At 30.1% G+C, this 13,857-nt stretch carries 13 protein-coding genes; 6 read left to right on the plus strand and 7 right to left on the minus strand.

The features are described from left to right. Nucleotides 1-470: 470 nt before the first annotated feature. The 7 genes from gyrA to dnaA form a co-directional block, all read right to left on the minus strand. Nucleotides 471-3,047, minus strand: a complete 2,577-nt coding sequence (gene gyrA / locus KPL55_RS02810) for a DNA gyrase subunit A (RefSeq protein WP_376770423.1) — start codon at nt 3,045-3,047, stop codon at nt 471-473. A gap of 133 nt (nt 3,048-3,180) precedes the next feature. After that, nucleotides 3,181-5,085, minus strand: coding sequence for a DNA topoisomerase (ATP-hydrolyzing) subunit B (gene gyrB / locus KPL55_RS02815; RefSeq protein ID WP_216305205.1), 1,905 nt, complete (start codon nt 5,083-5,085; stop codon nt 3,181-3,183). A 20-nt stretch (nt 5,086-5,105) separates the two neighbouring features. Next, the gene (gene remB / locus KPL55_RS02820; RefSeq protein WP_216305206.1) at nt 5,106-5,369 is read right to left on the minus strand and encodes an extracellular matrix regulator RemB; all 264 of its coding nucleotides are present in this window, start codon (nt 5,367-5,369) and stop codon (nt 5,106-5,108) included. A gap of 40 nt (nt 5,370-5,409) precedes the next feature. Next, complete coding sequence (gene recF / locus KPL55_RS02825; RefSeq protein WP_216305207.1) at nt 5,410-6,501, minus strand: DNA replication/repair protein RecF; 1,092 nt, start codon at nt 6,499-6,501, stop codon at nt 5,410-5,412. Nucleotides 6,502-6,631: 130 nt separating this feature from the next. Continuing rightward, nucleotides 6,632-6,838 carry an RNA-binding S4 domain-containing protein gene (locus tag KPL55_RS02830; RefSeq protein ID WP_216305208.1) on the minus strand — a complete coding sequence of 69 codons (207 nt, stop codon included), beginning with the start codon at nt 6,836-6,838 and terminating at the stop codon, nt 6,632-6,634. A 44-nt stretch (nt 6,839-6,882) separates the two neighbouring features. After that, nucleotides 6,883-7,992: a DNA polymerase III subunit beta gene (dnaN, locus tag KPL55_RS02835; RefSeq protein WP_216305209.1), complete on the minus strand. Its 1,110-nt coding sequence runs from the start codon at nt 7,990-7,992 to the stop codon at nt 6,883-6,885. A gap of 270 nt (nt 7,993-8,262) precedes the next feature. Beyond that, the gene (gene dnaA, locus KPL55_RS02840) at nt 8,263-9,615 is read right to left on the minus strand and encodes a chromosomal replication initiator protein DnaA (protein WP_216305210.1); all 1,353 of its coding nucleotides are present in this window, start codon (nt 9,613-9,615) and stop codon (nt 8,263-8,265) included. Nucleotides 9,616-10,159: 544 nt separating this feature from the next. On the opposite strand from dnaA, the gene rpmH reads away from it, so the two are divergent. The 6 genes from rpmH to mnmE all read left to right on the plus strand — a co-directional run bounded on the left by rpmH (nt 10,160) and on the right by mnmE (nt 13,852). After that, nucleotides 10,160-10,294: a 50S ribosomal protein L34 gene (rpmH, locus tag KPL55_RS02845; RefSeq protein WP_071614800.1), complete on the plus strand. Its 135-nt coding sequence runs from the start codon at nt 10,160-10,162 to the stop codon at nt 10,292-10,294. Between the two features lie 53 nt (nt 10,295-10,347). Continuing rightward, nucleotides 10,348-10,719 carry a ribonuclease P protein component gene (gene rnpA / locus KPL55_RS02850; RefSeq protein WP_216305211.1) on the plus strand — a complete coding sequence of 124 codons (372 nt, stop codon included), beginning with the start codon at nt 10,348-10,350 and terminating at the stop codon, nt 10,717-10,719. Further along, on the plus strand, nt 10,691-10,900 hold the full coding sequence (gene yidD, locus KPL55_RS02855) for a membrane protein insertion efficiency factor YidD (protein ID WP_216305212.1): 210 nt from the start codon (nt 10,691-10,693) through the stop codon (nt 10,898-10,900). Before rnpA ends, yidD begins: the two co-directional genes overlap by 29 nt. Before the next feature lie 18 nt (nt 10,901-10,918). After that, nucleotides 10,919-11,581 carry a membrane protein insertase YidC gene (gene yidC, locus KPL55_RS02860; RefSeq protein ID WP_216305213.1) on the plus strand — a complete coding sequence of 221 codons (663 nt, stop codon included), beginning with the start codon at nt 10,919-10,921 and terminating at the stop codon, nt 11,579-11,581. 46 nt (nt 11,582-11,627) lie between these two features. Further along, nucleotides 11,628-12,254 carry an RNA-binding cell elongation regulator Jag/EloR gene (gene jag, locus KPL55_RS02865; protein WP_216305214.1) on the plus strand — a complete coding sequence of 209 codons (627 nt, stop codon included), beginning with the start codon at nt 11,628-11,630 and terminating at the stop codon, nt 12,252-12,254. 221 nt (nt 12,255-12,475) lie between these two features. Next, nucleotides 12,476-13,852 (plus strand): tRNA uridine-5-carboxymethylaminomethyl(34) synthesis GTPase MnmE, encoded by a 1,377-nt coding sequence (gene mnmE / locus KPL55_RS02870; protein ID WP_216305215.1) that lies wholly within the window; start codon nt 12,476-12,478, stop codon nt 13,850-13,852. Nucleotides 13,853-13,857 lie beyond the last annotated feature (5 nt).

Below are 13,857 nucleotides of genomic sequence, written 5' to 3' on the forward strand. Positions count from 1 at the left end.
ATACTTTTAGTCTTACGACTAAATTTTACTTTATACTAAAGTAATTGACTGGTTTAACAAAATAAATTTTGCTAAGTTTACCTATTTCTCTGTTTAATTTTCAAAGACCAACTTACTTTGTCATCATCTGACGACCTCTATCATTTTACCTTTTAATTTTAATATTGTCAACATATTTTTTCTAATTTCTTAATATTATTTAGATCTTAGAAAATCACTTAACTTTTAAAATTAAACCGACGTTGTCACTAATTCGTAACGACAAGGAGTATTGTACCAAATCTATTTAATGCTGTGTTTAAATTAACTCTACGCCTACATATATTATACCTATATTTCTACATATATCTCTTTCTTTCTCTCATTTACACCTTTGGATACACTAGGTAAGTTGTATTTTATAATTCTTAAAAAAGATAAAAGCACGTATTTGAATTAATTTCAAATACGTGCTTTCAATCTTTTATTTTTTAATCCTCAGTTTTTTCATCTGTCTCATCATTTTGAGTTAATTCTAATTCCTGATTCTCATCAACTGAAGTTTCTTTAATGTCTTCTTGAGAAGATCCTTCTATTTGCTCTAAAGGATTAGTTGCATCTGGCTGACAAACTTCATCCTCACTAATTACATCACTACAGTTTATTTTAGCTATTGCAACTATGTTATCTCCTTCTCCGTTCTTCATTAGAGTAACGCCCATAGTATTTCTACTTGTAGTTGATATTCCATCTACATTTAGTCTTATAACAATACCATTACTGTTTATAAGAATCATTTCATCTCCATCTTTTACTATTCTAGCACCTACAAGTTTACCTGTTTTCTCTGATACCTTATAAGTTATTACTCCCTTACCGCCTCTACGTTGAAGTGAGTATTCTGATACTAATGTTCTTTTTCCAAAACCATTTTCACTTATAACCAAAAGTTCTTCTTCTGGCGTAACTATATTCATAGAAACTACAATATCTTCTTCTCTTAGAGTTAATGACTTAACTCCCGTTGCAGTTCTTCCCATTCCTCTTACATCTGTCTCACTGAATCTTATAGAATAACCATTTCTTGTAACAAATAGCATTTCGCTATCTCCTGTGGTTATTGCAGCTCCAATTAATTCATCATCTTCTCTTAAATTAATTGCATTCAAACCATTCTTCCTTATAGAAGAGTATTTATCCAAGGATGTTTTCTTAATTAAACCAAGTTTTGTTCCCATTACAAGATAATTATCCTCAGCAAACTCTTTAAGAGAAATAACCGCTTGAATTTTTTCATCACTTGCGAGTGGTATTATATTTATTAAGTTTGTTCCCTTAGCTGTTCTTCCGCCCTCTGGAATCTCATATGCTTTTAATTTAAATGATTTTCCTTTGTTTGTGAAGAATAAAATATTATTGTGGGTTGTGGTTATAAAGATATGTTCTACAAAGTCATCTTCTTTTGTAGTAACACCTTGTATCCCTCTACCCCCTCTTTTTTGAGCGCTATAAGTATCAGCTGGTAGCCTCTTTATATAACCTGCATGAGTTAGCGTTATTACAATATCTTGCTCTTGAATTAAATCTTCCTCATCTATGCTATATGGATTTTTTTCTATTGATGATCTTCTAGTATCACCATATTTATTCCTAATTTCTATAAGTTCATCTTGAATTATAGTTAATAATATTGATTCATCTGATAAAATTCCTTTTAAGTAATTAACAAGTTTTATTAACTCATTATACTCATCTTCAATTTTACCTCTTTCAAGACCTGTAAGTCTTCCAAGCCTCATTTCAACTATAGCTACAGCTTGTTTTTCTGATAAATCAAAAGCGTTCATTAAGCTTTCTCTAGCTTCACTTATGCTTTTAGACGCTCTTATCAAACGAATTACTTCATCAATGTGGTCTAGTGCAATCTTAAGGCCCTCTAAGATATGAGCTCTTGCTAATGCTTTATCAAGGTCAAATTGAGTTCTTCTTCTTACTACATCCTTTTGATGTTCTAAATAATAAACTAAAACTTGTTTTAAATTTAAAGTTTGAGGTTCATTATTAACAAGCGCTATCATTATAACTCCAAAAGTATCTTGCATCCTAGTATGTTTAAATAACCTATTCAACACGATATTAGGATTCGCATCTCTTTTTAATTCTATAACAATTCTCATACCTTCTCTATCAGATTCATCTCTTAAATCCGATATACCATCTATTTTCTTATCTTTTACTAAATCTGCAATACCTTCTATAAGTTTCGCTTTATTAACTTGATAAGGTAATTCTGTTACTATTATTGCATTTCTGCCTTTATTCTCTTCAATGTCTGTTTTAGCTCTTACAAGGATTCTTCCTCTACCTGTTTCATAAGCGCTTTTTATTCCTGCTCTTCCTAAAATAATTCCGCCTGTAGGAAAATCCGGACCTTTTATTTTTGTCATTAAATCACTTATAGTAACTTCTGGGTCTTCAATAACCATAAGCACTCCATCTATAACTTCAATTAAATTATGTGGAGGTATATTAGTTGCCATACCTACTGCTATTCCTGTTGATCCGTTAACTAAAAGATTAGGAAATCTTGAAGGAAGTACTGATGGTTCTTTTTCTTCTCCATCAAAATTAGGAACGAAGTCTACTGTCTCTTTATTAATATCTCGAAGCATCTGAGTTGTAATTTTACTCATTTTAGCTTCTGTATATCTCATTGCTGCTGCTGAATCTCCATCTACAGAACCGAAATTACCATGGCCTTCAACCAAAGTGCATCTTTGTGAAAAGTCTTGGGCCATTCTAACTAGTGCTCCATATACCGCTGTATCACCATGTGGATGGTATTTACCCAAAACATCTCCAACAATCCTAGCGCACTTTCTAAATCCTTTTTCTGGAGTTAATCCTAGTTCATGCATAGAAAACAATATTCTTCTATGAACAGGTTTAAGTCCATCACGTACATCTGGAAGGGCACGACTTACAATAACACTCATAGCGTACTCTATATAAGATTTTTTCATTTCTTTTCTTATATCAACAGGTAAAATTTTTCCAAGATTATTAATCATGTTACACCTCTTTAAACAAAATATTTTATGTCAGTCCCATTAAATTTCAATGCTATCCATGGGTGACTGTAATTATTTTAATAAAATTATATACTAATTGTACATACTTCTATCTTTGTAGCCAATTAAGCTATATATCTATGTTAACTACACTTTTGGCGTTCTCTTGTATAAACTCACGACGAGGTTCTACCTTATCACCCATAAGAATAGTAAATATTTCATCCGCTGCCATTGCATCCTCAACATGTACTTGAAGAAGAACTCTTTCTTCTGGATTCATTGTTGTATCCCAAAGTTGATGTGCATCCATTTCTCCAAGACCTTTGTATCTTTGTATATCAGTGTTATTATCTTTTCCGCCTATTTCAGTAAGTATATTTTGTAACTCTTTATCACTATACACATAATGCTCTTTTTTACCTTTAGATACCTTATATAGTGGTGGTTGAGCTACATATACATGCCCACCTTCTACTAGTTCTTTCATGTATCTATAAAAGAATGTAAGTAATAAAGTTCTAATATGTGCTCCATCTACATCCGCATCTGTCATGATAATAATACGATCGTATCTTATTTTTTTAACATCAAAATCTTTACCTATACCAGCACCAAAAGCAGTTATCATAGCCCTAATCTCAAGAGATGCAAGCATTTTATCAATTCTTTGCTTTTCAACGTTCATGATTTTCCCTTTTAGAGGAAGTATTGCTTGGAATTTTCTATCTCGACCTTGCTTAGCAGAGCCACCAGCCGAATCACCTTCGACTAAATATATTTCGCATTCCATAGGATCCTTTGATGCACAATCTGATAATTTTCCTGGAAGAGTAGTGGATTCAAGTATCGATTTTCTTCTTGTAAGTTCTCTTGCCTTTTTAGCAGCTTCTCTTGCCCTTGCTGCATTTAGTCCTTTATCAATTATGTTTTTACCGAGTTGTGGATCCTCCTCTAAAACATTACTAATAGCCTCACCTACAATACTATCAACAATACCTCTTACTTCACTATTACCAAGCTTAGTTTTTGTTTGACCTTCGAATTGAGGGTCGGTAAGCTTTATAGATATTACTGCTGTAAGACCTTCACGTACATCTTCACCTGATAGGTTTTTATCATTTTCTTTTAAGAAACCAAATTTTTTAGCATAATCATTTACTACTCTTGTTAAAGCAGTTTTAAACCCAACTAAATGTGTTCCACCTTCTACAGTATCTATATTATTTGCAAAAGAAAATATATTTTCGGTGTATGTATCGTTGTATTGAAGTGCTATTTCAACAACATACTCATCTCTTCTTCCTTCCATGTATATAGTCTCATGTATTGTTCCTTTATTTCTATTTAAATAATCTACAAAAGATTTTATTCCACCCTCATACATAAATTCTTGATGTTTATCCTCGCGTTCATCTGTAAGTGTTATATTTAAACCTTTATTTAAAAAAGCAAGCTCTCTTAACCTTTGACATAAAGTTTCGTAATCAAAATTAATCTCTTCAAAAATCTCTGGATCTGGAGTAAAGAATACTTTCGTTCCATGATCCTGCGTTTTCCCTATATTTATAAGTGTGCTAGTAGTTTTTCCTTTTGAGAATGTTTGTTTCCATATATCGCCATCAACTTTAACTTCTACTTCACAAACTACTGACAACGCATTAACTACAGAAGATCCAACACCATGAAGACCACCAGATACTTTATAAGCTCCACCACCAAATTTTCCACCTGCATGAAGTACAGTCATTATAACTTCTACAGTTGGTATTTTCATTTTATGATGTATTCCAACTGGCATTCCTCGACCATCATCAATAACGGTTATAGAATTATCTCCATGTATAATTACATTAATATTCTTGCAAAAACCTGCCAATGCCTCATCTATACTATTATCTACAATTTCATAAACTAAATGATGAAGTCCACGTATACTAGTGCTACCTATATACATACCAGGTCTTTTTCTTACTGCCTCTAATCCTTCAAGTACTTGTATTTGACTCTCGTCATAAACATTATTTATTTCCATGCATATCCTCCTAATTCACTTTAAAGCGTATAATATACAGTTTCTGTTCTTTTGCATAAAGTTTGCGATGATATTGGTGAAAGATATACTTTACTTTTTTTGTCTACCTCAGCAATTACAAAAGATTTAACAATATTCTTTGTTATTCTTTCTACAAAACCATCTTCTTCAGCCATTCTTAAAAATTGATTAGTATCCGAACTGTACATAGTAGTTTCCATGTCAAATATGCCTATTATGTCTTTTATAGGAACTACTACATTTTCTCCTAAATGTAAAAACATATTATATCCTCCTTAATAATCCTTTTTACTTTTTTTCCAATTATGTAATTTCTTTTAACCCACCCGACATTACTTCAAATATCTTACTTTCAGGGTTTAAATATTTTCTTATATCATTAACGCCAGTGCATGTAATTAACGTTTGAACATTTTTTATAGAATTTAATATATATTCTTGCCTTTTTGTATCTAATTCAGACAAAACATCGTCAAGCAATAATACTGGGTATTCTCCAGTTATGTCTTTTATAATTTCTAATGCTCCAAATTTAATGGTCAAAACAGAAGTTCTCTGTTGCCCTTGAGACCCATATATTCTTGCATCAATGCCATTAATATCTATAGAAAAATCATCTCTATGTGGTCCTACTGCTGTAGTTCTAGTTTCTATATCTCTTTTTCTGTTTTTGCATAAAAGCAAATAAAAGTTCTCTTTTATATTATCTAAATCCTTAATAGGTGTTAGATATTTTATTTCGATCACTTCACTCTTGGATGTTATATTACTATGTATTACTTTTCCTAATTTATTTAATTTTTCTATATAAGCCACTCTATCTTTTATTATAATTGCACCAAATTCACTAAGTTGTTTATCATACACATCTATAATATCAATATCTGTGTTCCATTTTTTTATAGCTAAATTTCTTTCATTTAGAATTTTTTTATATTGAGATAAGTTAAAATAATAGCGTTTGCTTAGCTTACACAGCTCTATATCTAAAAATTTACGTCTATATGATGGGGATTCTTTAACAATATTTAAATCTTCAGGAGAAAACATAATTACATTGAAACTTCCCACTAGTTCGGACAGTTTTTGAAGTTTTATAGAATTTATATTAATTCCTTTTTTGCCTTCTTTAAAAATTTTTATCTCTATCTTTTTATCTAGCCTAGTTTTACATACATAAAGCTTAATGAATGCTTCAGTTCCATTCCAATTAATTAATTCCTTATCTTTATTTGTTCTGTGAGATTTAGCTAAGCTGCAATAATAAATAGCTTCTAAAATATTTGTTTTACCTTGTGCATTGTCCCCTACAAATACGTTAGTGCCTTTATTAAATTCTATAAATAATTCATCATAATTCCTAAAATTTTTAAGCTGTAAATATTTTATAAACATACAATCACCTATTATGATTATAACATATATATATAATTATATTATTTTATATGTATAAATAAATTCTTTTGTTTTAGACATAAATTGTGCACCGGAGAGTATTAAAAAATTTCCGGTGCCTTCATGTTTTTTAAATTACTTTATATTTTTCGTTATTAAATTCAACTATATCACCAACAACTAATTTTTTACCTCTTTGAGTTTCTATTTTACCGTTAACTTTAACTTCTTCGTTTTTTATATAAATTTTTGCCTCTGAACCTAAAGAAGCAATTCCAGCCCACTTTAGAAAATTGTCCAATTTAATTATTCCTGTCTCTATTTGTATTTCATTCATTTTAAAACCGCCTTTATATTATATTATTTTTTTATAACCTTCAATTAATTATTTGTTGCTCTTATTCTTACTGGCAATACCATATATGTGCAATTATCTTTTTCTTTGTTTCTTACAACACAAGGATTAACACCACTAGAAAATTCCATAACTATTTCTTCTTCTTCCATTATTTTTAAGAGCTCTATTAGGTATTTTGAGTTAAATGCAATTTGAAGAGGCTCTCCTTGCAAAATTATATTTATTTCTTCTCTTGCCTTTCCCAATTGAGAATTGGAAGTGATTATCATGTTATCTTCTTCTATATTAAATTTAACTAAATTTGTATTTCCCTCTTTTGCCATAAGCGAAGCTCTCTCAATACAGCTTAATAATTCATGCCTTTTAGCAGTAATTTTTAGATTATACTCTTCTGGTATTATTGAGCTATATTTTATAAATTCACCTTCTAGTAACCTAGATATAACTCTAGTTTTCCCAATGTTAAATAAAATATGATTAGGAGTAAATGTTATATTAACATTCTCGTCTGTTTCTTCTAGTATTTTTGATACTTCACTTAATGTTTTACCTGGTATTACAGCAGTTATACTAGAATCGTTATCTACACTTTCACTTCTAAATGCAACTCTATAGCCGTCTAATGCTACAAGATTAAGTTTCTTATCTTTTATTTCGAATAAGACTCCTGTAAGAATTGGTCTGGTTTCATCTTGAGCTACTGCAAATATAGTACCTTTCATCATGTTTTTTAATACTCTTTGAGATACTGAAAAAATCATATTTTCTATTATATCAGGTAAATTAGGATAGTCATCTCCATCCATATGGACTATAGTAGCATATGATTTTTGGCAAACTATTTTAATTGAGTTATTTTCAGCTGAACTTATTTCTATTGCACTATTAGGTAGTTTCCTTATAATTTCACCAAATAGCTTAGAATCTAGGACTACTGTTCCGTCTTCAATAACATCTGCAGCAATTTTAGCTTCAATGCTCAAATCAATATCTGATCCTATAAGAGTTACTTCCTTATTTTTTGCTATTATAAGTATTCCCAGTAATACCGGCATAGTTGATTTTCCAGTTATAGCTTTTTGAACATTTGATATTGCTTCTTGTAATATACTTTTTTCACATATAAATTTCATGTAAAATAGGCCTCCTTATCCACATTGGAAAATTGATAAAAGATAGGTAAGATAATAATAATTTATAGTAGTAATAGTAGTAGGGGCTGTTGATATGTTAAAAACCTATCTTAGCCTTTAGAGCGCAACAATACTTGGTAAAGTTAATTGTGGATAAGTACGCATAAAAAAATCACAGTTATCCACAATATCAACAGCTAGGTTTTACGCATTATTTTATGCACAGGATTATATATAAATAGTATTAACACATGTTAGTAACGCTATTTATTATTTCTGACTTATCTTTTTAGTTAGTTCAGCTATGTTATCTTGTAGATTTTCATCTACTTTAAGTCCGTTAGATATTTTTTCACATGCATGAATTACTGTTGTATGATCACGGCCACCAAATTCCTCACCTATTTTAGGAAGCGACATATCTGTAAGCTTTCTGCACAAATACATTGCAATTTGTCTTGGGAATGTAATATTTCTTGTTCGCCTTGAAGATTTGAAATCTTCAATTTTTAAATTAAAGTAGCTAGAGACTATATCTTGTATTAGTTCAATGGTTACTTGCTTTGAATTTCTACTAGAAATAATATCTTTTAGTGCTTCTGATGCTAGATCTATTCCAATTTCTTTATTAGTTAGAGATGAAAAGGCTACGATTCTAATGAGTGCACCTTCTAGTTCTCGTATATTAGATTTTATTTTTGTAGCAATATATACTAATACTTCATTAGGAATGCTTAAATTTTCTATATCTGCTTTCTTTTTTAAAATAGCAATTCTAGTTTCAAAATCAGGCGGTTGTATATCAGCTATAAGTCCCCATTCAAATCTAGAGCGCAATCTATCTTCTAAAGTAGGGATCTCTTTGGGAGGCCTATCACTAGATAAAATAATTTGCTTATTTGCTTCATGAAGATCGTTAAATGTGTGAAAGAATTCTTCTTGCGTACGTTCTTTGCCAGCGATAAACTGTATATCATCAATTAGAAGTACATCTACATTTCTATACTTATTTCTAAATTCTACGTTTTTATCATCCTTAATAGAATTAATAAGTTCATTTGTGAATTTTTCAGAAGAAACATAAACAACTTTAGATTTCGGATTATTTGCTAATATGTAATGACCAATGGCATGCATTAAATGTGTTTTTCCAAGACCAACTCCACCATAAATAAATAATGGATTATATGCCTTGGCAGGAGATTCGGCTACAGCAAGAGACGCAGCATGTGCAAACCTATTACTATTACCAATTACATAAGAATCAAAGGTATATTTTGGGTTAAGTGTTGCAGACATTTCATCATTAACCACCAAATTATGTCTTTGTGATTCTCGTTTTGCTTTAGGCGATTCAATTTCGGCTACTTCTTCAGATAATATAAAGAATTCTATTTTATAAGTTTTAGATGTAAGTAATTTAACAGCGTTCATTATTAAATCCTTATATCTATTTTCAAGAATATCTTTAGTAAAATTATTAGGAACACCTAACTTAAAAGTATTATTATCTAAGGCCATAGGTTCTATACTTTTAATCCAAGTATTAAAACTTACTTCTGTAAGTTCACCTTTTATTATATTTAAGGTTTTTTCCCAGATATCTTTAATTTGGGTGTTCATTTCCTACCCTCCAGTTCAAATAAAAAAAATTTTTATGTAAAAACAAACAATATATAAACAAGGTTATAAACAATTAAATTAATATATTGTAGGTTGTTGATAAATAGCATTAAAAATATCCACAGGTTAATAACTATGTTTATATTTTTAACAAAGTATAAATTGTTAACAATATGAAAAAAAAATTATCAACAGAATAAAAAAGGAATAAATCTGACAATAGAGCTAAAAATAGATAAGTAAAAAGAGGTTTAGTACAATATTGTAATAGTTATTCACAGTTTTGTCCACAAGTTGTGAATAACTTTATAAAATAGTAGGTTATTCACAGTCCATTCTTATATAATATCAAAAAATAACAAGGTGTTCAAGAAGTTATCCACAAAAAAACATATAAATATAAAAAACATTAACAATATTAATAAAAATGCTTACCTTGACATTAGGATGATGTGACTATATAATCTAATAGTAAAACCATACTTATGCAGTTGCACGATAATTGATATAATGAAATGGATACATAGAAGGGGGTGTAGTAGATATGTTCATGACTTACCAGCCTAAAAAGAGACAAAGAAAAAAGGAACACGGATTTAGAAAAAGAATGAAAACCGCTTCTGGAAGAAATATTCTTCAAAAAAGAAGACAAAAAGGAAGAAAAAGATTGACAGCATAAGGGCCGCTAATGTGGCCTTTTTCTGCAATTTGCGGAAAAGAGGGCGGCTATATATGAAGACTGATGTTAAGAAATACAGAATTAGAAAGAATACTGAATTTAGAACAGTATATAGAAAAGGAAAATCTTTTTCTAACATATTATTAGTATTATATATTTACAAGAACGGTAAAGATATTAATAGATGTGGAATATCTGTGAGTAAAAAGGTAGGAAATAGTGTAATTCGCGGCAGAGTTAAAAGACTTATAAGTGAAAGCTATAGGCTGAATAATGAAGGATTGAAGCTAGGACATGATTTAGTGTTTATTGCAAGGAATCCTTCCAATACTAAGACTTATAAAGAAATAGAGTCTGCACTTACAAAACTTATTAAGAAAGCCGGTTTAATTAATAATGAAAAAAATACTTGTGATGGGTATTAAGAGTTATAGAAAATATATATCACCTCTTAAGAGGCCTTGTTGTATATTTTATCCTACATGTTCTCAGTATGCTCTAGAAGCTATTGAAAAACATGGAGCAATAAAAGGCTCTATTATGGGAATAAAGAGAATACTAAGATGTCATCCTTATAATAAGGGCGGCTTTGATCCAGTTAAATAAGCACTTGGGAGGTTTAATTTGAATTTAAAGATAATAAGTGATCCACTTTCAAAGTTTTTTTATTTTGTACATACTGGAATTAATGCTGTTATACCAAATATTGATATATCGTTTGGATTAACAATAATTCTTTTCACAGTTATAATAAGAGTAATACTATTGCCATTAAGTATTAAACAAACTAGATCAACGGCTAAAATGGGTTTAATTCAACCAGAAATGAAAAAAGTTCAAGAAAAATATAAAAAGGATCCACAAAAGTCTCAACAAGAAGTAATGAAGCTTTATAAAGAAAATGGAGTAAATCCAATGGGTGGATGTTTGCCAATGCTTATTCAAATGCCTATATTATTTGCTTTATATGGCTTATTCAATAACTTGAATTTGCAAGGTGCTGGATTCTTATGGATGGGTGATTTATCTAAACCTGATCCTATGTATATACTACCGATATTATCTACAGTTACAACATATTTTTCATCAAAACTTATGCAACCACCTGGTGGTGGTGCTCAATCTAAACAAACTTCAACAATGACTACAGGAATGGCTATATTTATGGGATTCATGAGTCTTAAATTTAAAGGTGCGTTAGTTCTGTATTGGGTAATTAACAATTTAGTACAAGTTATTCAAACTTTAGTTATAAACAAACTGGAACTTCCCAAAAAAGTAGTTTAACACAAGAGCCTAATATTTATATTTAGAAAGGCAGGTGTATTGGGATATGAAGATTATAGAAATGATGGGTAAGAATGTAGAAGATGCTATCAATAATGCATTGAAGGAACTGAATGTTACTATAGATAAAGTAGAAGTTGAAACAATAGAACAAGGTAGCAAAGGTTTTTTGAATATTATTGGAGTAAAACCTGCTTTAGTAAGAGTTACAGTTAAAAGAAATAGCTTAAATGAAGCTAAAACATTCTTAATGGAAATATTGCTTTCTATGAGTATGAAGGCACAGGTGAATCTAAAAGAAGAAAACAACGAGATCAAAATTGATTTGGTTGGGGCTAATATGGGACTATTAATAGGATATAGAGGCGAGACTTTAGATGCCCTTCAATACCTTGTAAGTTTAGTTGTAAATAAAAATCATGATGAAGAATATAAAAGAGTAATATTAGATACTGAAAATTATAGAGCGAAAAGAGAAGAGACTTTAAAAAGACTTGCATCTAAAATTGCCTATAAGGTAAGGGTTAGTGGTAGGGTATTAAAGCTTGAACCTATGAACCCCTATGAGAGAAGAATAATACACTCATCGCTTCAAAATGATTCATATGTTTATACCTTTAGTGAAGGTGAAGAACCTTATAGAAGAGTTGTAGTAGATTTAAAGAAAGCCTAAGGGCTTTCTTTTTAAATTTATAAAAATAAGTGCTATATTAATCATATTCTTAAGTTTCAAGGTTATAAAAATATATTTAGTTAATGATCAGGCGTTGAACTTTAAGAATATTATTATAAACGCTAGTAATAAGAGATTATAAATTTAGAAATCCACATAGATATAAAATATTTAATAAGGATATAATAATAGATACTTATTAAAGTAGGAGGTAGTATTTTATGAAAGAATTTGATACTATAGCTGCAATAGCAACTAGTATAGGAGAAGGCGGTATATCAATAATTAGGGTATCTGGTGATAAGGCCATAGATATAGTCGGTGATATATTTGTAGGTAAAAATAACAGAGAACTTCATGATTTCAAATCTTACACTATGAGATATGGTCATATAATTGATAAAAACGAGAGTAAACTTGATGAAGTTATTATTTCTTATATGAAAGGACCTAAAAGTTTTACTGCAGAAGATACTATTGAAATAAATTGTCATGGTGGCGTCGTTGGAACTAATAGGATTTTACAAGAAGTTATTAGAGCAGGAGCAAGAATGGCGGAGCCAGGAGAATTTACCAAAAGAGCATTTTTGAATGGTAGAATTGATTTAAGCCAGGCGGAGGCGGTAATAGATATAATAAGAGCAAAAACAGAACTTAGTATGAAATCAGCGCTTATGCAATCTGAAGGTTCTATTTCCAAGGAAATAAAAACACTAAGAAATAAATTACTTAGTGTAATTGCTCATATAGAGGTTACTGTTGATTACCCAGAAGAGGACATAGAAGAAGTAACAGCGGAAGAAGTAAATAAAGACGTTATTACAATAATAGGTGAAATAAGTGAACTCCTGAGTACTGCAGATGAGGGCAAAATTTTAAGGGAAGGTTTAAGTACTGTCATAGTAGGCAAACCTAACGTAGGAAAATCATCGCTCCTAAACGCTCTTCTTAAAGAAAAAAGAGCTATTGTTACAGATGTGCCAGGAACTACAAGGGATGCTATAGAAGAATATATAAGCATTGAAGGTATACCAATTAAAATAGTAGATACTGCAGGTATTCGCGAAACTGATGATATAGTTGAGAAAATAGGAGTAGAGAAATCAAAAGAAAAGATTAATGAAGCTGATCTAGTTATCTTAATATTAGATGCAAGTAATGAGTTAACTGCTCAGGATAGAGAAATTATTGAGTATATTAAAGAAAAAAAATGTATTGTACTATTAAATAAAAGTGATTTAGGTGGTAAAATAGAAATGGAAGAATTAAAAAATCTAAAATCACAATATATTACTAATATTTCTGTAAAAACTGGAGAGGGATTAAATTATGTTAAAGAACATATAAAAGATTTATTCTTTAATGGTGAAATAAAAACAGAGGGTGTATTTATTACAAACAATAGGCATAAGCAGTCCTTAATAAGGGCAAAGGAAAACTTAGAATCTTCACTAGAGGCACTAAGGCATACTTCAGCTATAGATCTCGCTTCAATAGATATACGAAGTGCGTGGATAAATTTAGGGGAAATTACTGGAGAAGCTTTAGAAGAAGATATTATACATAAAATATTCGCAGAATTTTGTTTGGGAAAGTAGGGATA

Origin of the sequence: Clostridium lacusfryxellense (genome assembly GCF_018861735.1) — a bacterium.
In the GTDB taxonomy this organism is placed as follows: Bacteria; Bacillota; Clostridia; order Clostridiales; family Clostridiaceae; genus Clostridium_AD; species Clostridium_AD lacusfryxellense.

Excerpts from the sequence above, each read along its gene's own strand:
- KPL55_RS02830 (WP_216305208.1), bottom strand. The coding sequence starts at position 6,838 with ATGAATGAAATACAAATAGAGACAGGAATAATTAAATTGGACAATTTT.
- dnaA (WP_216305210.1), bottom strand. The coding sequence starts at position 9,615 with ATGAACACCCAAATTAAAGATATCTGGGAAAAAACCTTAAATATAATA.
- jag (WP_216305214.1), top strand. The coding sequence starts at position 11,628 with ATGAAGATTATAGAAATGATGGGTAAGAATGTAGAAGATGCTATCAAT.
- rpmH (WP_071614800.1), top strand. The coding sequence starts at position 10,160 with ATGTTCATGACTTACCAGCCTAAAAAGAGACAAAGAAAAAAGGAACAC.
- gyrB (WP_216305205.1), bottom strand. The coding sequence starts at position 5,085 with ATGGAAATAAATAATGTTTATGACGAGAGTCAAATACAAGTACTTGAA.
- rnpA (WP_216305211.1), top strand. The coding sequence starts at position 10,348 with ATGAAGACTGATGTTAAGAAATACAGAATTAGAAAGAATACTGAATTT.
- recF (WP_216305207.1), bottom strand. The coding sequence starts at position 6,501 with ATGTTTATAAAATATTTACAGCTTAAAAATTTTAGGAATTATGATGAA.
- dnaN (WP_216305209.1), bottom strand. The coding sequence starts at position 7,992 with ATGAAATTTATATGTGAAAAAAGTATATTACAAGAAGCAATATCAAAT.
- mnmE (WP_216305215.1), top strand. The coding sequence starts at position 12,476 with ATGAAAGAATTTGATACTATAGCTGCAATAGCAACTAGTATAGGAGAA.
- yidD (WP_216305212.1), top strand. The coding sequence starts at position 10,691 with ATGAAAAAAATACTTGTGATGGGTATTAAGAGTTATAGAAAATATATA.
- remB (WP_216305206.1), bottom strand. The coding sequence starts at position 5,369 with ATGTTTTTACATTTAGGAGAAAATGTAGTAGTTCCTATAAAAGACATA.